Annotated in this window: 22 protein-coding genes and 1 tRNA gene; 13 read left to right on the top strand and 10 right to left on the bottom strand. The window is 63.6% G+C overall.

The window, feature by feature from the left end; all coding sequences use genetic code 11:
• Positions 1-16 precede the first annotated feature (16 nt).
• From M5C96_RS18395 to M5C96_RS18385, 3 genes are all read right to left on the bottom strand, one after another.
• Positions 17-484, bottom strand: a complete 468-nt coding sequence (locus M5C96_RS18395) for a very short patch repair endonuclease (RefSeq protein WP_272564580.1) — start codon at positions 482-484, stop codon at positions 17-19.
• Between the two features lie 20 nt (positions 485-504).
• Positions 505-1,551, bottom strand: a complete 1,047-nt coding sequence (locus M5C96_RS18390; RefSeq protein WP_272564579.1) for a DNA cytosine methyltransferase — start codon at positions 1,549-1,551, stop codon at positions 505-507.
• Between the two features lie 105 nt (positions 1,552-1,656).
• Positions 1,657-1,992, bottom strand: a complete 336-nt coding sequence (locus tag M5C96_RS18385; protein WP_272564578.1) for a helix-turn-helix domain-containing protein — start codon at positions 1,990-1,992, stop codon at positions 1,657-1,659.
• A gap of 55 nt (positions 1,993-2,047) precedes the next feature.
• Between M5C96_RS18385 and M5C96_RS18380 the strand changes: the two genes are divergently transcribed.
• The 6 genes from M5C96_RS18380 (at position 2,048) to M5C96_RS18355 (ending at position 7,867) form a co-directional block, all read left to right on the top strand.
• Positions 2,048-2,728: a hypothetical protein gene (locus tag M5C96_RS18380; protein WP_272564577.1), complete on the top strand. Its 681-nt coding sequence runs from the start codon at positions 2,048-2,050 to the stop codon at positions 2,726-2,728.
• A gap of 135 nt (positions 2,729-2,863) precedes the next feature.
• Entirely contained in the window at positions 2,864-3,814 is a 951-nt protein-coding gene (locus M5C96_RS18375; protein WP_272569774.1) for an AAA family ATPase, read from the top strand.
• The gene (locus tag M5C96_RS18370; protein WP_272564576.1) at positions 3,811-4,455 is read left to right on the top strand and encodes a hypothetical protein; all 645 of its coding nucleotides are present in this window, start codon (positions 3,811-3,813) and stop codon (positions 4,453-4,455) included. Before M5C96_RS18375 ends, M5C96_RS18370 begins: the two co-directional genes overlap by 4 nt.
• Positions 4,456-4,635: 180 nt before the next feature.
• Positions 4,636-5,715 carry a ParB/RepB/Spo0J family partition protein gene (locus M5C96_RS18365; RefSeq protein ID WP_272564575.1) on the top strand — a complete coding sequence of 360 codons (1,080 nt, stop codon included), beginning with the start codon at positions 4,636-4,638 and terminating at the stop codon, positions 5,713-5,715.
• A 291-nt stretch (positions 5,716-6,006) separates the two neighbouring features.
• A complete protein-coding gene (locus tag M5C96_RS18360; protein ID WP_272563777.1) occupies positions 6,007-7,101 on the top strand; it encodes an IS630 family transposase in 1,095 nt (364 codons plus the stop codon).
• A 103-nt stretch (positions 7,102-7,204) separates the two neighbouring features.
• Positions 7,205-7,867, top strand: coding sequence for a hypothetical protein (locus M5C96_RS18355; protein WP_272564574.1), 663 nt, complete (start codon positions 7,205-7,207; stop codon positions 7,865-7,867).
• Here M5C96_RS18355 and M5C96_RS18350 read toward each other — a convergent pair.
• Positions 7,835-8,929, bottom strand: coding sequence for an IS630 family transposase (locus M5C96_RS18350; protein WP_272563777.1), 1,095 nt, complete (start codon positions 8,927-8,929; stop codon positions 7,835-7,837). The genes M5C96_RS18355 and M5C96_RS18350 overlap by 33 nt on opposite strands.
• Positions 8,930-8,998: 69 nt before the next feature.
• On the opposite strand from M5C96_RS18350, the gene M5C96_RS18345 reads away from it, so the two are divergent.
• Positions 8,999-9,526: a hypothetical protein gene (locus M5C96_RS18345; protein ID WP_272564573.1), complete on the top strand. Its 528-nt coding sequence runs from the start codon at positions 8,999-9,001 to the stop codon at positions 9,524-9,526.
• 14 nt (positions 9,527-9,540) lie between these two features.
• Here M5C96_RS18345 and M5C96_RS26855 read toward each other — a convergent pair whose 3' ends face one another.
• On the bottom strand, positions 9,541-9,729 hold the full coding sequence (locus M5C96_RS26855) for a helix-turn-helix domain-containing protein (RefSeq protein ID WP_336297865.1): 189 nt from the start codon (positions 9,727-9,729) through the stop codon (positions 9,541-9,543).
• A gap of 266 nt (positions 9,730-9,995) precedes the next feature.
• Here M5C96_RS26855 and M5C96_RS18335 point away from each other — a divergent pair, with 266 nt between their 5' ends.
• From M5C96_RS18335 to M5C96_RS18310, 6 genes are all read left to right on the top strand, one after another.
• Positions 9,996-11,114 (top strand): hypothetical protein, encoded by a 1,119-nt coding sequence (locus tag M5C96_RS18335; protein WP_272564571.1) that lies wholly within the window; start codon positions 9,996-9,998, stop codon positions 11,112-11,114.
• A gap of 82 nt (positions 11,115-11,196) precedes the next feature.
• Positions 11,197-11,658: a hypothetical protein gene (locus M5C96_RS18330; protein ID WP_272564570.1), complete on the top strand. Its 462-nt coding sequence runs from the start codon at positions 11,197-11,199 to the stop codon at positions 11,656-11,658.
• Positions 11,655-11,894 (top strand): hypothetical protein, encoded by a 240-nt coding sequence (locus M5C96_RS18325; RefSeq protein ID WP_272564569.1) that lies wholly within the window; start codon positions 11,655-11,657, stop codon positions 11,892-11,894. Before M5C96_RS18330 ends, M5C96_RS18325 begins: the two co-directional genes overlap by 4 nt.
• A gap of 62 nt (positions 11,895-11,956) precedes the next feature.
• Positions 11,957-12,328: a hypothetical protein gene (locus M5C96_RS18320; protein ID WP_272564568.1), complete on the top strand. Its 372-nt coding sequence runs from the start codon at positions 11,957-11,959 to the stop codon at positions 12,326-12,328.
• Between the two features lie 308 nt (positions 12,329-12,636).
• Positions 12,637-12,948 carry a DUF4224 domain-containing protein gene (locus tag M5C96_RS18315; RefSeq protein WP_272564567.1) on the top strand — a complete coding sequence of 104 codons (312 nt, stop codon included), beginning with the start codon at positions 12,637-12,639 and terminating at the stop codon, positions 12,946-12,948.
• Positions 12,932-14,005: a tyrosine-type recombinase/integrase gene (locus M5C96_RS18310; protein WP_272564566.1), complete on the top strand. Its 1,074-nt coding sequence runs from the start codon at positions 12,932-12,934 to the stop codon at positions 14,003-14,005. Before M5C96_RS18315 ends, M5C96_RS18310 begins: the two co-directional genes overlap by 17 nt.
• A 97-nt stretch (positions 14,006-14,102) precedes the next feature.
• Here the strand turns inward: M5C96_RS18310 and M5C96_RS18305 are convergent.
• The 5 genes from M5C96_RS18305 to M5C96_RS18285 all read right to left on the bottom strand — a co-directional run bounded on the left by M5C96_RS18305 (position 14,103) and on the right by M5C96_RS18285 (position 18,595).
• Positions 14,103-14,178, bottom strand: a tRNA-Lys gene (locus M5C96_RS18305).
• A gap of 126 nt (positions 14,179-14,304) precedes the next feature.
• The gene (locus tag M5C96_RS18300) at positions 14,305-15,282 is read right to left on the bottom strand and encodes a GMP reductase (protein ID WP_272564565.1); all 978 of its coding nucleotides are present in this window, start codon (positions 15,280-15,282) and stop codon (positions 14,305-14,307) included.
• A gap of 179 nt (positions 15,283-15,461) precedes the next feature.
• On the bottom strand, positions 15,462-16,181 hold the full coding sequence (locus M5C96_RS18295) for a hypothetical protein (protein WP_272564563.1): 720 nt from the start codon (positions 16,179-16,181) through the stop codon (positions 15,462-15,464).
• A gap of 130 nt (positions 16,182-16,311) precedes the next feature.
• Entirely contained in the window at positions 16,312-17,337 is a 1,026-nt protein-coding gene (locus M5C96_RS18290; RefSeq protein WP_272564562.1) for a Bug family tripartite tricarboxylate transporter substrate binding protein, read from the bottom strand.
• A 61-nt stretch (positions 17,338-17,398) separates the two neighbouring features.
• Positions 17,399-18,595 carry a M20 family metallopeptidase gene (locus M5C96_RS18285; protein ID WP_272564561.1) on the bottom strand — a complete coding sequence of 399 codons (1,197 nt, stop codon included), beginning with the start codon at positions 18,593-18,595 and terminating at the stop codon, positions 17,399-17,401.
• Between the last annotated feature and the right edge of the window lie 131 nt (positions 18,596-18,726).

The raw sequence follows: 18,726 nt of genomic DNA, 5'->3' as shown, positions 1-18,726 counted from the left end.
GGTTGCCATTTCCTCGTCAGTTCTCGTCGCTAGCAGCAGACGACGAGGCGAGACGCGTCGCGTCGACCTGGGCGACTACGCGCGCAACGGCTTTGGCCGCTTCGTTTGGAGACTCATGCGACCAGAACCGAAGCACTGTCCAGCCATTGGCTTCGAGCCGTGCCGTCGTATCTACGTCCCGTCGGCGATTAGCTTCGATCTTCTGCCGCCAAAAATCCGCGTTGTTCTTGGGCCAAGTGGCGTGTTGCGGGCACCCGTGCCAAAAGCAGCCGTCGACGAAGACGGCGATCTTGCGGCCTGGGAATGCAACGTCAGCGACACGGCGCGGTTGCTTCAAGACCTGGAAATCGATCCGATAGCGCAGACCGAGGCGATACATTTCCCGGCGCAAAGCCAACTCGGCGTCCGTGCCCTTCTGCCTCACCTTCGCCATCCGGCGACTGGTGTCGGATGAAGTGGGCACGAGTTTGCTGAGTCTGGCCATCGTTCAGGACCCCTCGCCTGTCAGCGTACGACCGCTGCAAGGTGCTGGTCGATGCTGCGGGCAATGGCACGCCCGAGATCGACGGGCACTGCGTTACCGATGAGGCGTCCAAGCACTTTGAAGCAGACTTCGCCATCCCGCGGGACGAACGCGTAGTCGCGCGGGAAACTCTGCAAGATCGCGGCCTCCCGCAAGGAGATGGCCCGATGCTGTTCCGGGTGGCCAAAGCGGCCGTTGCCGAACCCATAGCATTGAGTCGTCATCGTCGGCGCGGGCTTGTCCCATTCCATGCGCCCATAGACACCCGGATAAGTGCGTCCGCTCTCGGCTCTATGACATTCCGCAACCAGATGCGGGGGCCAGTCGCGCCACGTTCCGCCAGGCTTGGAAACTTTGATCCGTTTGAGGTTGGTATCCGACAGAGTCGAGGTGACGTGCAACTTGTCCCGAGGTGCGGATTCACCAGCGCTGAGCGCGCGCAAATGCGAAATGGCTTGCCGCACGGTCTTCGGCTTTTCATGGGTCGGCGGGATCATCTCGATGCGGCCATGCTTTGAGGCCAGCAGCACCATCCGACGCCGCATCTGCGGAACTCCATAGCGGGAGCTATCGACGACGTCGTGCCAAACCTCGTAGCCGAGCCGTTTCAACGTATCGACGAAGTCGTGAAAGACCTCGTGCTTGGCGACGGTGGGCACGTTCTCCATCGTGATGACGTCAGGCATCGAACCTTGGGCGAGGCGCGCGAATTGATAGAGCAGTCCCCATTTGCCGTCTTTCCCATCCAGTTCATACCGCTGGGCATAGGTGGAGAACGGCTGACAAGGGGCACAACCCGCCAAGATCGTCAGATCTGCATCGCTAAACAGACCGTCAAGCTCCTCGGTTGTGACTTTGCTGATGTCGCGTTCCATGAAGCGGGCTTGCCCGTTGTTCGCTTCGTAAGGGAAGCGGCAAGCGGGATCGAGGTCGATGCCTGCAACGACGGGAAGGCCCTCCAAGATGAAACCATGGGTCAGTCCGCCCGCTCCGCAGAACAAGTCGACACAAGCAATTTTCTTCTTCACGTCAGTTCTCCAATCTTCATCTGCGAGCGGCGCGCGAGGCAGTCGGACCCAGCACAAGGAAAGTCCGAAGGGGCAATAGCACTTGATGCATCTCATGCACTTGCATCAGCTGAGCTTCCCTGACCTACGCATAGGCACTTGGTCACTCGAACTTTTTTCGCCTACCGAGGCGGCACCTTCGGGCTCTGGCACGTACTCCAGGAGGTCGGCAACACCACACTGGTAGTGCTGACAGATCGCGTTCAACGTTTCAATGTCGAGTCGACTGGTCGTCTCGTGATAAAGGCCAGCAACGGTGTTGCGCGCCAAGCCCGTCGACCGGATCAAGTCAGCCAATTTCTCTTTGTTCTCGCCCAGTAGGCGGGAAAGATGAATCCGAATCATGCGTGCCTCGTTGCTAAAAGACAACAAGCTGATCGAAATGATCTTGTAGCTAATCATTTTCGTCCGCTAAAGTGTCAACAAGCTGATGACGTTGATCAGCTAGGAGCACATTATGAGCATGAAGTACGACGGCGGATTTTCAGGGGTTGCAGTCGAGGGTGACTGCAACTCCCAAGGAGCGTTGCCTGCACGAGTCGAAGGCGTATTCCGAGGTACACCGATCCAGCCCCCGGCTGGTGGCCAGGGCCCCTCTGGACCTGCACAGACCGGAATGACGGCAGGGATCAATCCAGATTCTGGGGCGTGCCACACTAGGGTCGGCCATGCGCTCAGCCCGATCTCTCAGCGCCGCCACGCCGAAGAAGCCGACCTCGGTTGGGCCGCCGGCGTCATGGACGGCGAGGGCTGCATCCACATCGCCCGCCAGACCTATGGGGTCAGCGGGCGCCGGCCGACCTACCGCCTGAGGCTGAACGTCAGCCAGAACGACGAGCTGATGCTGCGAGAGTTCTCGTGGGCCGTCGGCGTTCAGGGGCGTCTGTACAGCCCCAAGCCAGTAGGCAAGCAAAACCGGGTTTGCCACAACCTGGTCTACGACGGCGTCGGCGCATTCACCGTCCTGGAGCGACTGCACAAGTACCTTCGGCGCAAGCAGGCGCAGTCGGCGCTGGCGGCAGAGTTCCGCGAAAAGTGCGATATCCACCGTCACACGGGCCCGGAAGGCTGCCCGCGCGAAGTATGGGAGTTGCGCGAGTGGTACTACGAGCGCATGTCGAGCATGAAGCGCAGCTGAGCCATGGCCAGTGCATCGAGAAGTGGCTCTGCCCGCAGTGCAGACCGTGCCCAACTCAGTTTCTACGTAGAAACATTGCTCGACGGTGCGCGGTCCGCTGCCGACGCGCAGCGACAAGAGCCAGCCTTGTCCAACATGGTCGAGGTCTATGCGCCCGAAGACCTCGAGCAGTTGAAAGTATCCTCGGAAAGCGAAACCGGCAATGCCGGCAGAAGCGTCAAGCGCGTGCTGAACATCCTCGCTGACCGAGGGGCGCATTGGCCCAGCAGCGCTACTCCCCAGGATGGCTCCCTGCTCGACCTGGGTCGGCGTTTCCCCAACTTTGCCGCGCCCATCGAAGACATCCGCCGCGCTGCGGCATTGGCGCGCTTGGCACCGGGCAGCCCGCTGGTGCTTGCGCCCATGCTCCTCGACGGCTCTCCGGGCATCGGCAAGTCCCACTTCGCGAGGGAGGTCGCGGCAGCCTTGCGCGTTCCGATGCAGACGTTTTCGATGGCGCAGGCCACGGCGTCGTTCGGCTTGGGCGGATTGAACACGCAGTACGACAGTGGCGGTCCTGGCTACCTCGTGCGCAGCTTCGCCGACGGTGGCGTACCCGACCCTGTCGTCGTGGTCGACGAGTTGGATAAGGCGGCCGTCTTCTCCAGCCACGACCCGACGAGACCCTTGTACGAACTGCTGGAAGCAGGTACTGCAGCCCGCTTCGTCGATGACGGCCTGCGCATGCCGCTGAACCTCGGCGCCATCCGTTGGATCGCCACGTGCAACGATCCGGATCTGATCGCAGAGCCGTTGCGGTCGAGGTTCCTGCACTACGAGATCCAGCGGCCCACGCCAGCGCAAATGCGCGACATCGCGGCACGTGCCTACCGTGAAGTCGTCACGGCCGGCGCCTGGTCACGGCACTTCGACTCGGAACTTCCAGATGACGTCGCGGATGCGCTCGCCACCGGCGTGCCGCGTGATCTCGCGCGTACGCTGCGTGCCGCCCTCGGCGCGGCGGCCTTGGCTGGCCGCTCGACCATCCGCGTCGGCGACATGCCGTCGACGCGCTCCACCGCCCGCATGCGGATGGGATTCGCATGAGCGCGCAGGACGCGATGTCGTCGGACACGGCAACCGAGTCAAGCACCTACTGGTTCGAGTACGCCGCCACGACTGAAGACGCGATCACCATCGCGATGAACATCTATGGTGCGGTTCCACCGGGATGGCAGCGTCTGTGGCGAGACACGGTCCGTCAACTGCTGGCAGTTCGGACGCCCGCACGCGAACGGTCCCTGGGCAACCTGTTGCCGGACTTCGACACGGACTCACTCGACGTGACTATGCCCTTCGCGGACCGCGTGATGCTCGGCATCGCGCGTCGTTGCACGCAACGTTCGCGCTGCACCTGCCGCCAGTGCGGTCGACCCGGCCGGCCGCGATGGTTCAATGCGCACGAGGCGATGGTGCTGTGCCCACGCTGCGCCGCGCCCGAACTGCTGCGCCGTGCCATCGATGATCTGGTGCGCTATCCCGGACTCATCGCCGTCGGTGGTTGTGTCGACGGGCCTGAACGCGTCCCGGAAGTGCTGCGTCGCGCGTTCCGGCGCCGAGCCGAATACTTGGTGGCGAATGGCACATTGAGCGAGCCTTCCATGAAGCGTTCCACGCTGGATGCGTGGACCCGCGAACTGAAGTGCCTTCAGCGTTTTCTTCCGCCGTCCTGCATCCCCGTTCCGTAGCGCGATCAATCGCATCGACCGGCCTATCCGAGGGGCCTGAAATGAGCAGGGGGTAAACCGGCCGTTTCGGCCCACAAGCCGCCCTCTTCTCGGTACTGTTTCCTCTGGTCCATCGTGGCACCACGGCGCGATGGCCGGGGTGTCTGCGATGGCTTCGTATCCATCGATCAGGAACCTCCTATGCCCAACGCTACCGTCCACACCGCCGTCCCTATTCCACCGATGAAGCCCGTACTTGCGGGCGAACTCGACATCCTGCTGTCCGACGACACAAATGTGGTTGCGTCCGAGCCGTCCGTTGCCACTGCCGGCATCATCCTGCTGCTCGATCCGCACAGCATCGTCATTCCGAAAGACCCGAACCGCCTGCCTCGCGACCCTGAAGACGAGCGCGACCAGGAACTGCTGCGCGGCATCCTGGCTGGTGGTTGCAATCTCGTGCCCATCCAGGTGCGCCAGATCAACGTCGAGCCTAAACGCTATCAACTCGTCTCCGGCGAGCGGCGTCTGCTCGCGTGCATTGCCGCACGGTTACTGGTACGGGCCATGATCGTCACCTCGGACGAGCCGTCACATGACTGCCTTGACCGTCTGCGCGAGAACCTCGGTCGTGCGGACCTGAGCCCGTGGGAGTTCGGCCAGCAGGTTCGGCATGCGATGCAGGCAACGCAGATGTCCCAGACCGACCTGGCCACCACGCTCGGCGTCAGCCTCTCGAAAGTGAACCGAGCCTTCGACCTCAGCGACCTGCCGCAGCTGATGGTCTCCGCTTTCGCGTCGCCCAACGACATCCGGGTCAAAGACATCAAGCGGCTCAAGGATGCGTGGGCGACAGACCACGAAGCGGTAGGCCTGGAAGTTGCCAACATCCGCGAAGAAGGTGGCGCGCTCGCCGGCCCGAAGGTGATCGACAGGATCGAGAAGGCGGTGGCGGCGGCGAAGACGACAGTGGATGCTCCAAGCGAGCCCGAGGTTGCACCGTGCAAGCTGTCCCTGCAGGTTGAAGGAAAGGCCGAAATCGGCCACGCACAGCCGAACGCCGAGGGTGGCTTGGATGTGCACATCACGGCCCGGATGTCCGACCTGCAGCGCGCAACCATCGCGCGGCAGATCGTCAACATCGTGGACCTCGTGGTGCTGACGGAGCCGCAAGACAGGAAGACGGGCAGCACGGCCAGCAAGCGTCGCGCGCAAAGCGACGCCGCCAAGGCAGAAACCGCGCCGACAGCGCCAGCGTCACCCGCGCAGCCAGGAGCATGACCATGGCGCTGGGCTACGACAACGAAGAAAAAACCGAGGCCGAAGGGGCTTCAACGAAAACGAAGAACAACGATCGCGAAGCGTGCGCCAGCACATTACCGGACGGTGCGGAACATCACAGTAATCCTGCAACGTTCCGTCCGGTAATGTACGCCGCACCCCCTGGCTTGCCAGGGGGGCCGCGAAGCGGAGGCGCTGTGGTGTCGGAGTCTGCGGGTGGCCTAGTGTCCTGTCCCGTTAATTCGCAGGCACGATAGCTGCATGGTTTCGGGCCATCCTTGAGGTGCCGCCATGCCCAATGCAACGACCCGAACAGAAATTGCGCTTAGTGAAGTGGAGCGCGCGGAACTGACGTCCATGGCGCGATCACGTTCGCTGCCAGCGGCGTTGTCGCTCAGGGCGCGCATCGTGCTGACTTGCGAAGGCACAGATAAAGCCAGCACCGCGGTTGCGCAGGCTCTGGGGATCAGTCGTAGCACTGTCACCAAGTGGCGCGGGCGCTATGCGCGCCATCGCATTGCAGGGCTTTACGACGAGTTGCGCCCGGGTCGCCCCCGCACGGTAGATGACGAGCGTGTTGCTGAGTTGATTACCAAGACGTTGCACACCAAGCCTGCTGATGGGGGTACCCACTGGAGCACCCGCACGCTGGCCGCCGATACGGGCATCAGCAAGAGCACGGTGGCGCGCTATCTGCAGACCTTCAACCTCAAGCCGCACCGGGCCGACAGCTTCAAGCTGTCGACCGATCCGCTGTTCATCGAGAAGCTGCGCGACGTTGTGGGGCTGTACCTGAACCCACCTGACAACGCGCTGGTGCTGTGCGTGGACGAGAAGAGCCAATGCCAAGCTTTGGAGCGTACGCAGCCGATGCTGCCAATGGGGTTTGGCTATGTCGAAGGTGTCACGCACGACTACGTGCGCCACGGCACCACCACCTTGTTCGCGGCCCTGAACGTGATGAATGGCCAAGTGATCGCGCAGTGCCGGCCCCGGCATCGTCATCAAGAGTTCCTTGCCTTCCTGCGCGCCATCGACAAGGCAGTGCCCGACGAACTGGATGTGCACTGCATAGCTGATAACTACGCCAGCCACAAGCATCCAAAGGTGCGCGCTTGGTTGGCCGAGCGGCCTCGCTGGCACATGCACTTCGTTCCGACCTATTCAAGCTGGCTCAATCAGGTCGAGCGCTTCTTCTCGATCATCACCACGCGGGCAATCCGCCGTGGCTCGTTCACCAGCGTGAAGGATCTGATCAACAAGATCGACACATTCATCGCGAATTACAACCAGTCCTGCCAGCCGTTTACTTGGACAGCTACAGCAGACTCCATCCTCGAAAAACTCGCCAGACTATGCGGGCGAATTAACGGGACAGGACACTAGTCGGGGGCGTCGGTGCGCCAGCACCGGTGCCCTCGGGCGGGCCGGTCGCAGCAGGCGAAGCCTCAAGGCATGCGCAGCATGCCGCAGTCGAGGAGCCCACACCATGAAGCACATCGCGATCGAAGCTGCCTTCGCTTTCGCAAGGCTGCATTCGCCAACGAAGGACAACGCACTCGAAGCAACGAAAACGGTGCTCAGCGCTCTCGAAGCAGAACGGCAACGGCGGCACGCCACGTTGCCCAAAGCCTCGACGGTGGAGGACTACCGATGCAAGGTCATCCGCGTCGAAGAGGCGATGGAGGAATTCGACGGCGGCTGGGCGGAAAAGCTGACCATGGCCGTCGGACGGCTGTCCGGTGCCAAGCAGTCGTTCACGGCATACCGGTCGGCACTGCGTCACTTCGCCATCGAGGAGGTGAAGACCAGCGCAGGCGCCATCCAATCTGTCGGCCGCGACTTGTTCGGTTTGCTGCCCCAGATGCTCACGCGGCTGCAAGGGGAGATGCGGAGGTTGGCGCATCTGGTCAACCTGGACCGCGAGTCCTGTCTGGAAAGGGCAGGCGAGACGACGCGGACGCCCCAGCCGAAGTCGCGCATGCTCAAGTACCTTCCTGATGGTTGGCGCGAGCAGTTCCTGGACGCGGTGCAGTTCTCCGATCATGCGATGCCGTGCGCGCTGCTGAATGCGTGCGGATTGCGGCCGGTGGAATTGCAAAGCGGGGTGCAGTTGTCGCTAGTGTCCTGTCCCGTTAATTCGCCCGCATAGTCTGGCGAGTTTTTCGAGGATGGAGTCTGCTGTAGCTGTCCAAGTAAACGGCTGGCAGGACTGGTTGTAATTCGCGATGAATGTGTCGATCTTGTTGATCAGATCCTTCACGCTGGTGAACGAGCCACGGCGGATTGCCCGCGTGGTGATGATCGAGAAGAAGCGCTCGACCTGATTGAGCCAGCTTGAATAGGTCGGAACGAAGTGCATGTGCCAGCGAGGCCGCTCGGCCAACCAAGCGCGCACCTTTGGATGCTTGTGGCTGGCGTAGTTATCAGCTATGCAGTGCACATCCAGTTCGTCGGGCACTGCCTTGTCGATGGCGCGCAGGAAGGCAAGGAACTCTTGATGACGATGCCGGGGCCGGCACTGCGCGATCACTTGGCCATTCATCACGTTCAGGGCCGCGAACAAGGTGGTGGTGCCGTGGCGCACGTAGTCGTGCGTGACACCTTCGACATAGCCAAACCCCATTGGCAGCATCGGCTGCGTACGCTCCAAAGCTTGGCATTGGCTCTTCTCGTCCACGCACAGCACCAGCGCGTTGTCAGGTGGGTTCAGGTACAGCCCCACAACGTCGCGCAGCTTCTCGATGAACAGCGGATCGGTCGACAGCTTGAAGCTGTCGGCCCGGTGCGGCTTGAGGTTGAAGGTCTGCAGATAGCGCGCCACCGTGCTCTTGCTGATGCCCGTATCGGCGGCCAGCGTGCGGGTGCTCCAGTGGGTACCCCCATCAGCAGGCTTGGTGTGCAACGTCTTGGTAATCAACTCAGCAACACGCTCGTCATCTACCGTGCGGGGGCGACCCGGGCGCAACTCGTCGTAAAGCCCTGCAATGCGATGGCGCGCATAGCGCCCGCGCCACTTGGTGACAGTGCTACGACTGATCCCCAGAGCCTGCGCAACCGCGGTGCTGGCTTTATCTGTGCCTTCGCAAGTCAGCACGATGCGCGCCCTGAGCGACAACGCCGCTGGCAGCGAACGTGATCGCGCCATGGACGTCAGTTCCGCGCGCTCCACTTCACTAAGCGCAATTTCTGTTCGGGTCGTTGCATTGGGCATGGCGGCACCTCAAGGATGGCCCGAAACCATGCAGCTATCGTGCCTGCGAATTAACGGGACAGGACACTAGTGGAGAGCAACGTTCTGGTGCGGATCAATGGCGGTAAGGTCCGCGAGCACACGGGCCAGCCGTGGCGGCAATTCCAACTCACACGTGGCGTGTTCCCAGATTGGGCCTACGAGCAGGTGCGCGCGGCCGGCGGCATGACGGTGCACGCCGAGCCCGAGCCGCTGCGCAAGTTCATGGCACGCGTGTCCGAGAAGATGTTCCCGCGGCACAAGCCGCCCAGGCCGAGCGATGTGCTGCTGTCGCCCTACCTGTTCCGGCACGCTGTCGTCAGCGACATGCGGGCAGAGGACTGGGACGATGAGGACATCGCTGCGGTCATCGGCGAGAGCTCGGCGGCAACGGTGGCATGGTACGGGCTGAACTGGAATGCGGGTGGGCGCAGGTCGCACAAAGCGCGCGCCGTGGCAATCGTGCGGGACTCGGTGGAGACGGCACGGCCGGTCAGGCCGGTGGCGGAGAAGGAAATGCCGGACTTCATCAAGCGCAAGAGCCAGGGGCGCAAACGCGGCCCTGGTCGGGCGCCTTGACGCGTCGAATCGGACTATTTGCCGTTGTCGCCTGCAGCCACGAGTTGGCGTTCGAACTGCTGCACGAGCGCTGTGGTGATGCAGCCCAGAGCGGTGGCGATCTTAACGATCGCCACCAGATTTGGAACCCGCTCCCCGCGTTCGATCCGTCCCATGTGCGCACGCTCGATGGATGCCTCCATCGCCAATGCGAGTTGGGACATACCGTGGGCGGTGCGCATCTCGACGACCGCCTTGCCAAACGACGAGGCAACGACAGGATCGAATGTCGTCGACCCCAGGGGCCGACCCCTTGGAAGGTTGGCTGACATGTCGGTGAGGGTCGCTTTATGGGCATATAAAAACGACGCTTAATAAAACGCAAATCAGCTATATTCGATTTGTTGAAAACCAGAATGCGGTGGAGGAAAGTCGTGAGCTTCTGCAGTGCGATGCCAAGGCGACGCGAGGAATCGTGGGGTGGCGGGCGGTGAGTCAGCCCCTGCCAAGTAGTCCGCAGCCCGGCAGCGACGTCTTCTCGGAAGCGGCGCGCGCCGGCCTCACCGCGTTGAACGCGACGGCCCTCGTCGTCTGCACGACCGTCAGCGCAAGCCTGAGCCTGTACGCAGACTTGGCGGGACAGGCCGCGCAGTTCACTGGCTACGTCGCGCTCGCCGGCTGGCTATTGAGCATCGGGCTGGCCCTCTATCTCGCCGGAAAGAGTTCAGCAAGCGCGCGGTCGCGGAGCGTCACTGGCGCAGTCGCCCAGGGTCTGCGGATGGCCCGCGCTCGCCCAGGCTTTGCGTCCATCGTCCTGCTGCTGTCGCTTGGCGCGACATTCACTGTCTGGTCGCGCGCCCGTGCCGATCATGGCGGACTGCTGACCTCCATCGGATGGAATGCGAAGCGCGCTGCCGTCGCGGCGGAATCGGCAAGTGCCACTGCGGACGCAATCAAGGAGGACACGCAGGCGATCCGCGATGCCGTTGTGCGTCCGGCATCACCCGTCGAACTGCTGGCGCGCCAGGGTTTCAGCCTGGCACCACACGATGTCTGCCGTGCCATCACGCAAGGCAACCTCCAGGCAGCTCGCCTTTTCAAAGAGGCAGGCGTCACGGTCGCGAAGGTGTCGGTAGCCCTGGGCGGCGGGCAGTCGGCGTTCTGTCTGGAATCAACATTTCTGTCGGGCGGCAAGGATGGCGCCATCGGCGCGGCGCTCGACGCCTTGCCGATCGATTCGGACGATTTGCAGCGCTTGTACGTGATCCAGACATTCGGCGTGGGCAATGAAGGCGTGCTGCAGCCTTTGGCGCTGTTGCCAAAGGTCGACGTCAAGACGGCTGGCCGTACGCGGTTGAGCTCAGTGCGCGCGACACCGCTGATGCTGGCCGTTTGGGGCGGTGACGTGGCCTTGGTCGACGCCCTTTTGACGCAGGGTGCCAACGCAGATCAAGGTGGCCGGTACGACTTCGGCGTCGGATCGCAAATGTTGACCATCAGCGTATCGCCGCTCGCAGAAGCGCTGCGACTCGGCCGATTCGAGGTTGCGCAGCGCTTGAAGGCTGCTGGCGGGCGATCGACGACAGCACGCATCCCGTATTTCACATAGCTCGGGAGAACGTTCTTGGAGCGGCTCCGCGCATCGACCCCGTTCTCCACTTCATATCAACCAACGACAGAGAAAACAAGAAATGGCCATCGCGATTTTCACGGGCATTCTGAAGGAATTGGGGCCCAGCGTGCAGGAGGCGGGCGAGCGGTTCGGCTCGACTGTGTATTCATATATCGAACTCGGCGATGGGCAGATGCTGCGCAACGTCAGCGTAGTGGGCGGTCTCGATGGCAAGTTGGGTGCCGCGCTGGACAGCGGGGAGTCCGTCGAGCTGCACGTGATGCAAGGCGGGAAGAAGACCGATCTGCTGGTGGCAGTGAGGGGTGGCGATGGCAAGCTCTTCGCAACGGACCTCGGTGGCAGTTCGGTGATGGGCTACGCCATGGTGATGGGCATCATGATCCTCGGCTTGGGCTTGGTACCGCTGTTCGGCGTGGGGCTCGTTTTTTTGTGGGCCGGATGGCGCTCGTGGCACGGCATCCGGCTCGTCGATCTTGCACGCAAGCACGTGCGTGCGCTGCCCGGCGCGATTCTCGTATGACGAAGGCAACAGATGGCTCGGCCATTGCTGACGAAAGTTGTATTCGGCCCGACGCGCTGAGTGACGAGCGTGGCGCTGCGGCATCCGGCGCGGGAAGTCCACAAGCTTCACTTGACCAAGTCGAACTGAACACGGCCTTGCATTTGCGTCTTCTGCGAAATGGTGGCGTGCGCGCGTCGACCTATGCATCCGCGATGCAGACACTCGAAGAACTGCGTCGAAAGCGCAACCGCTGATCCAACCGGCGCAGACGTGCCCGATCAATACCGAAGCCACTAAACCTGACCGAGACATCACCATGCAGTTCACCGTGTACAGCGTTCTTGTGCCTCGCGCCGCCGCGCTCTCGTTCGGACTATTCACGCTGACCTGCGTTCACGCCGCAGATCCTGGACCGATCACCTACGACGGCTTGAAGAAGATCATCGGCCAAACGCAAGGCGACGTCGTCAAGACCTCCGCGCAGGTCGTAGGAAAGCCCATTTCGGTGAAGCTGAAGTCATCGAGCGATGCCTTGTTCGTGAATGCCAAGGACGGGATCTACTTCATTTGCGACAAGCGCCCGGCTTCGTTCAGGGGCGGCAGCGTGACGGCGATGGTGACGAAGTATGGGCTGACGCCCGACGGTGATGTATCCGTGGGGCTGGAGCGCTGCGACAGCAACCAGTAAAGGTCGGTTGCCTTTCGGCTTCTTCGAACGGGAACCTCGTCCGAGGAACGTTGAAATTCGAGGGGTGTTTCGCAGCGCAGTTCGCGTTTTTGGATACAAGACGGTGAGAAATTAGAGGCATCCAAACAACGCGTCCTGCGCAACGAGCCAATCATGACCCCGTGCAAAACCAGTCGAGTTGCTGGCGCAGGAGTTCATGGCTGTGGCCGACGGATGCAGTCTCTCCGCGACAAATGTCGTGAGCGCCGTCTTCGTGGCGGCGAGAAGAAGTTCGAGAACGCGGACGGTGTCGTCAGAGGGAGGGTCCCGTGATCCCCCCATTTCTCCTGGAGGCCGAAGTGGCTGCACTGACGAGTCCTCTCACACAGGCCGCAGCCCAGAAGCGCTTCTTGAAGCGTATCGGGGTGCCATTTGTTCCGGGCGCTGATGGTCGCCCGCTGGTCTCCCGCACCGCCGTGGGTGACCGATTGGCGCTGGGCGATCGACCGCCGTTGGGTGGCAACTCCGCAGCAGCACAGATCGTTGTGGCCGGAAGCCAGGAGCCAAACAGGGACGCGCTGCTGGCGCGGCTCGCATCACGAAAAAAGAAAGGGGCGAAGGCAGATGGGAAGACCGCGTAAAAATCCTGAGCAAGGGCTGCCCAAGCGACTGACGCTCAAGTCAGGGCAGTTCTATTACATCCATGCCCCAGATCAAGAAGGCAAGCAGCGCTGGGAGGGGCTGGGCGCCGACCTGGAGGCGGCAAAGGCCATCGCCGCCGGTTACAACGACGGTGCCTCGGTGCGCGGGACGATGGCCTGGTGGATGGACGAGTGGTTGAAGTTCATGGAGGGCCAGGTGGCAAAGGGACTCAACAAGCCCCGGACGCTCAAGGACTACAAGAAGGCCGTGCCGTTGCTCAAGGACTTCTTCGGCACCATGATCCCGCGGTCTGTGGAGGCGCCCCATGTCGCTGAGTACCTGGCCATCGGTGCAGCCGAGGAGAGGCCGGTTCAGGCCAATCGCGACAAGGCCGCGTTGAGTTCCTGCATGAGTTGGATGATTCTGCAGACGGGCAGCGGAATCAAAGGAAACGTCTGCCTCCAAGTCCCGCGAAACCCAGAGACCGAGCGTGATCGCTACATCTCGGATGCCGAATACAACGCGGTCTACGACGTCGCCTCAGCGCCGGTGCGGGCATGGATGGAACTGATGTACCGGACGCTCCAGCGCCCGGCTGACATCCTGACGTGGACGAAGGCCAACATCATCGAAGAAGGCGGCCAACGAATTCTGTCGTTCCGGCAGTCCAAAACCGGTGCCAGGCTGAAGATCCTGGTGACTGCGACGCTCCAGCGCTGCTTCGACGAAATGGCGGCCGCGCGCGCCGCACAGAAGCGCAAGGTGACGTCGATGTACCTCATCTGCACCCGCGACGGGCACCCTTACACGCAGATGGGCCTGAGCTCCATGGCACGGCGCCACATCGCTGCCTGCAAGATCGCCGACTTCGCGCCGTACGACGCCAAAGCCAAAGGGGCGACTGACATGTATCAGGGTGGCGTGCCGCTCGAAGAGATCTCGGCGCTCTGCGGCCACGACAGCGTCACGACAACCGAAAAGTACATCAAGCGGCACTTGACCAAGGTCATCGCGCCCAACGATCGACAGCCCGAACGGACCGAGAAGGCAGCCTGACAGTCAGCCGCGTATTAGAAAGCGGGGGACGAAGTATTAGAAGGCAAGAAAAAAGCACTTAGGCTTGTGACCTAAGTGCTTGATTCTTCTTAATTTTTGGTGGGCCCTGAGTGACTCGAACACTCGACCTACGGATTAAGAGTCCGCTGCTCTACCAACTGAGCTAAGAACCCACTTTCTGAAAAGTTGTCTGCATCGCTGCAGAGCCTCGAATTATGCACCAAGATTTGAGGCGTCTGCAAGTCCCGCAGAAAAAATTGCCGTCATCACGTGCTGATCGCCGGCCGTCCGGCGGTCTTTCACATGAGCAGATGCTCGCCCGCGTTGTCGCCGCCCAGGATCACGTAGTTCACCTTCCGGATGTCCATCAGCTTGCGGCCGCCGGAGTAGCTGATGGAGCTTTGCACGTCCTGCTCCATCTCCACCAGCGTGCTGGCCAGCGTGCCCTTGATGGGCTCAAGGATGCGCTTGCCCTCCACGTGCTTGTACTCGCCCTTGTTGAAGTCGCTGGCCGAGCCGTAGTACTCCTTGAACAGCGCGCCGTCCACTTCCACCGTCTGGCCCGGGGACTCTTCATGGCCGGCGAACAGCGAGCCGATCATGACCATGGTCGCGCCGAAGCGGATGCTCTTGGCGATGTCGCCATGGTCGCGGATGCCGCCGTCCGCGATGATGGGCCGGGTGGCCACGCGCGCGCACCATTTGAGCGCCGACAGCTGCCAGCCCCCGGTGCCGAAGCCGGTCTTGAGCTTGGTGATGCACACCTTGCCCGGGCCGATGCCCACCTTGGTCGCATCGGCACCCCAGTTTTCCAGGTCGATGATGGCCTCGGGCGTGCCGACGTTGCCGGCGATGACGAACGCGCCGGGCAGCTTGTCCTTGAGGTAGCCGATCATGTTCTTGACCGTGTCGGCGTGGCCGTGGGCGATGTCGATGGTGACGTACTCGGGCACGAGGCCGGCGGCGGCCAGCTGGTCCACGGTGTCGTAGTCGGGCTGCTTCACGCCCAGCGAGATGGAGGCGAAGCACCCCGCCGCTTGCATGTCGCGCACGAACTGCACGTTGTCCAGATCGAAGCGGTGCATGACGTAGAAGTAGCCGTTCTGCGCCATCCAGCGGCAGATTTTCTCGTCCACCACCGTTTTCATGTTGGCCGGCACCACGGGCAGGCGGAAGCTGCGCTGGCCCAGCGTCACGCTGGCGTCGCACTCGGAGCGGCTTTCCACGCGGCATTTGCGCGGCAGCAGCAGGACGTTGTCGTAGTCGAAGATTTCCATCAGATTTCCAAGCTCCATTGAAGGACGCGGCGGAAGGATTTCCGCCACGGTGGGCGCTTGGCTTGCTGACCGGCTCTGCGGGTGCCGCCGCAATGGACGGCACCGGACCCTGCTGTGCGCAGGCACAAAAAAACCGGGCGTCAAGAAACTTGGGCCCGGTGACTGATTCTACCCGCCGCTCAAGACCCTGCTGCGCAGCGGGACTGCGCCGCGGCCACGATGCGGCCCTGCGCATCCTGCAGCCAGCCGGCGACGAACAGGCGCTCGGCATCGGTACCTTCCGGGGTTCGCATGGAGCGGTTGTCGATCCAGGCGGATTGCTCCTTTTTCGATAGCGGGATGCCGGCGTTCCAATTGCCCTGGAGGGCATTTCGAACCACATACCGTTCGACCGGTGTCCCTGCGGTGCCCGCAGGCACCCTCTCCACCAGCACCAGCGTGTACGCGTAGCGGCCCGCCGGCAGCAGACTGCGGGGCGCGGGCTGGAAGGCGATGCCCGTGCCGAGGTAGTCGTTCATCGCCAGGCCGTTGGCCACGCGCAGCCGGCCGGGCAGGGGCTGCACCTCGGCGGTGTGGGTGTCTGAAAATGACGGCACGCCGCGGCCGAGGTCCTGCAGTCGCTGCAGGGCATCGCGCGTGGCGGCGGCGGACAGGGGGGCATCGTCCGCCAACCCACCGGGCACGATCCAGTCGAGCACCAGTGCACTGGCGCCGGGCGCGTGCGCAGGCGGCCCGGCCCAGCACGATTCGCAGTCGGCGTTGATGAAGCGTTCGTACAGCGCCACGGGCTGCGCCACGCCGTCGCTGGAACAGGACGCCTGGGCCTGGGCCAGCAGCGGGGCGCCGCCGAAGGTGGCCAGCAAGGCTAGGGCGGTCAGGGAGTGAAGGGGTGGGCGCATGGGCAGCGGAGCAGCGGCAGTGGTGTTGCGCGCCATGTTCCCACAGATGCGCCGGGCTCGGGTGCAGCCCGCGCATGTGGCGCCCCGGTCCCGAAGCGCCGTGGGCGGGGCGGGAGGCCGGGTCTGCGGCCTACTCGGGCTTGACGTTGGCGCGGCGCACCACGTCGCCGTAGGCCACCAGGCGCTCGGCCATCATCTTCTCGAAGCCGGCCGGTGCCATGTCTTCCGGCGCGATCACGCCGCGGCCGCGCAGGTTCTCCAGCATGGAGGGTTCTGTGGCCGCCGTGCGGATGGCCTTGTGCAGCGTGGCCACGATGGCGGGCGGCGTGTTGGCGGGCGCGGCGATGCCGGTCCACGACGTCTGGTTGAGCGGGGCCTGGCCCAGTTCGGCGAAGGTGGGCACGTCGGGCAGTTGCGGCAGGCGCTGGGGCGACGCCACGGCCAGCGCGCGCAGCTTGCCGGCCTGGATGTGCGGCAGGAAGATGACCAGGTTGTCGAGCGTGAACTGCACCTCGTTGGCCAGCACGGCGGTGATGAGCGGAGAGCCGCCGCGGTAGGGCACGTGCACGGCCTGCGTGCCGATGGCCAGCTGCATCATTTCGACATTGAGCTGTCCCATGCTGCCAGCGCCGGCGCTGCAGAAGTTGAGCTGGCCCGGGCGCTGCTTGGCGTAGGCCACGAACTCGGCGAAGGTCTTCACCGGCAGGCTGGGGTGCACGACGAGCACGTTGGGCTGGCGGCCCAGGATGGCGATGTTGTCGAAGTCCTTGATGGGGTCATAGCCCAGGTTGGGCTGCACGAGCGGATTGGCCAGGTGGCTGCTTTGCGACGAGACCACGAGCGTGTAGCCGTCGGCCTTGGAACGGGCCACGAACTGCGCGCCGATCGATCCGCCCGCGCCGGGCTTGTTGTCGATGACCATGGGCACGCCCAGGATGCGGCCGAGCGGCTCGGCGTATTGCCGCGCCATCACGTCCACCGAGCCGCCGGGCGGGAAGGGCACGACAAGCGTGATCGGGCGCGCGGGGTAGGTCTCTGCCGCGTGGCTGTCCACGGCGGGCAGGCCGGCCAGGCCCAGCCCGAGGCTGGAGGCCAGGATCTGGCGGCGGGTCAAGTGGCAGGCGTCAGGCGAGGAAGGGGCGGTGCGAACAGGCATGGCAGGGGCAATGGCAAATGAAAAGACAAAGGTGGAAAACAGGGCGCGGCCTGGCCCGCCGTCAGCCCAGCGCGAGCAGGGTGAGGGCCAGCGCCTGGGCCCGTGGCACGAAGGTGGTCAGGTCGCAGAACTCGCGCTCGCTGTGGGCGTATCCGCCCACCGGGCCCAGCGCGCACAGCGATGGGATGCCCATCGACGAGGTGATGCCGCTGTCGGCGGCCCCGCCGGTGAATTCGCCCTCGACCGCGAAGCCGACCTGCGCCGCGCTGCGCTGGTAGGCGGCCAGCAGGTCGGCCGGGGTTTTGGCCATGGGCAGCGTGCCCGTCTGCTCCACGATGCGGCCGCTGGTGCGGGGCAGCGATTCTTCTTCGATCACCGCGCGGATGCGGGCCAGCACGGCCTCGAGGTCGTTCTCGGCCGTGTAGCGCAGGTCCAGATGGGCCCGTGCCAGCGGCGCGACCACGTTGGAGGCCATGCCGCCCTGGATGAAGCCGACGTTGAGCGTCACGCCCGGCTCGCAGCCGTTGAGCGCGTGCAGTGCCACCGTCTTGCGCGCCAGGGCCTCGATGGCGCTGGCCCCTTGCGCGGGGTTGATGCCCGCATGCGCGGCCACGCCCTGCACCTCGAAATCGATGCGGTACGAGCCCTTGCGCTCGACCACCACGTTGCCCGTGATGCGGCCGGGCTCGGCGTTGAGCACGGCACGCGCGCCCTGGGAGATTTCGCGGATCACCGTGCGGCAGGCGGGCGAGCCCACTTCTTCGTCGCATGAGAAGAACAGGTGCACGGGCGAGGCGTTGCCGCCGAACCGGGCCAGCGCCTCGGCCACGAAGACGTTCATGACCAGGCCGGATTTCATGTCCGCCACGCCGGGCCCGAAGGCCTTGCCGGCCTCCACCCGCCAGGGGCGCTCGGCGGCCGTGCCCAGGGGGAACACCGTGTCCATGTGGCCCATGAGTTGCAGGTGGCCTGCGGCCGCTGGGTTGCTGCCCGGAATGCGGGCCAGCAGGCATTCGCCCCAGCCCGGCTGCGGCAGGGTCTGCACGGCGATGCCAGCCGCTTCCAGCCGCCCGCGCAGCAGGGCTGCGACCTGCTGCACGCCTGCCACATGGCCGCTGCCGCTGTCGGTGTCCACCACCTGCCGCAGCAGATCGAACATGGCACTTTCCTGCGAGGCCAGCCAGGCCAGCAGGGGTTGCGCAGCCGGCGGCAGGGCCTGGCCGGTGGCAGGGGAGGCGGCTTCGATGGGGGTGGTCATGGGCATCGCGAGTGAAATGAATATTTCAATAATCATATATTCATGAAACAGTCATTGCAATGTGCTCGCGGTGCTTCGCCATGCGGGGCTGCGCTGGATTACCCTCACCCATCCCCGTCGACTTCCCCATC

This window comes from Acidovorax sp. GBBC 1281, from assembly GCF_028473645.1.
Taxonomy (GTDB): domain Bacteria; phylum Pseudomonadota; class Gammaproteobacteria; order Burkholderiales; family Burkholderiaceae_C; genus Paracidovorax.
This window is presented reverse-complemented; position numbering and strand designations above follow the sequence as displayed.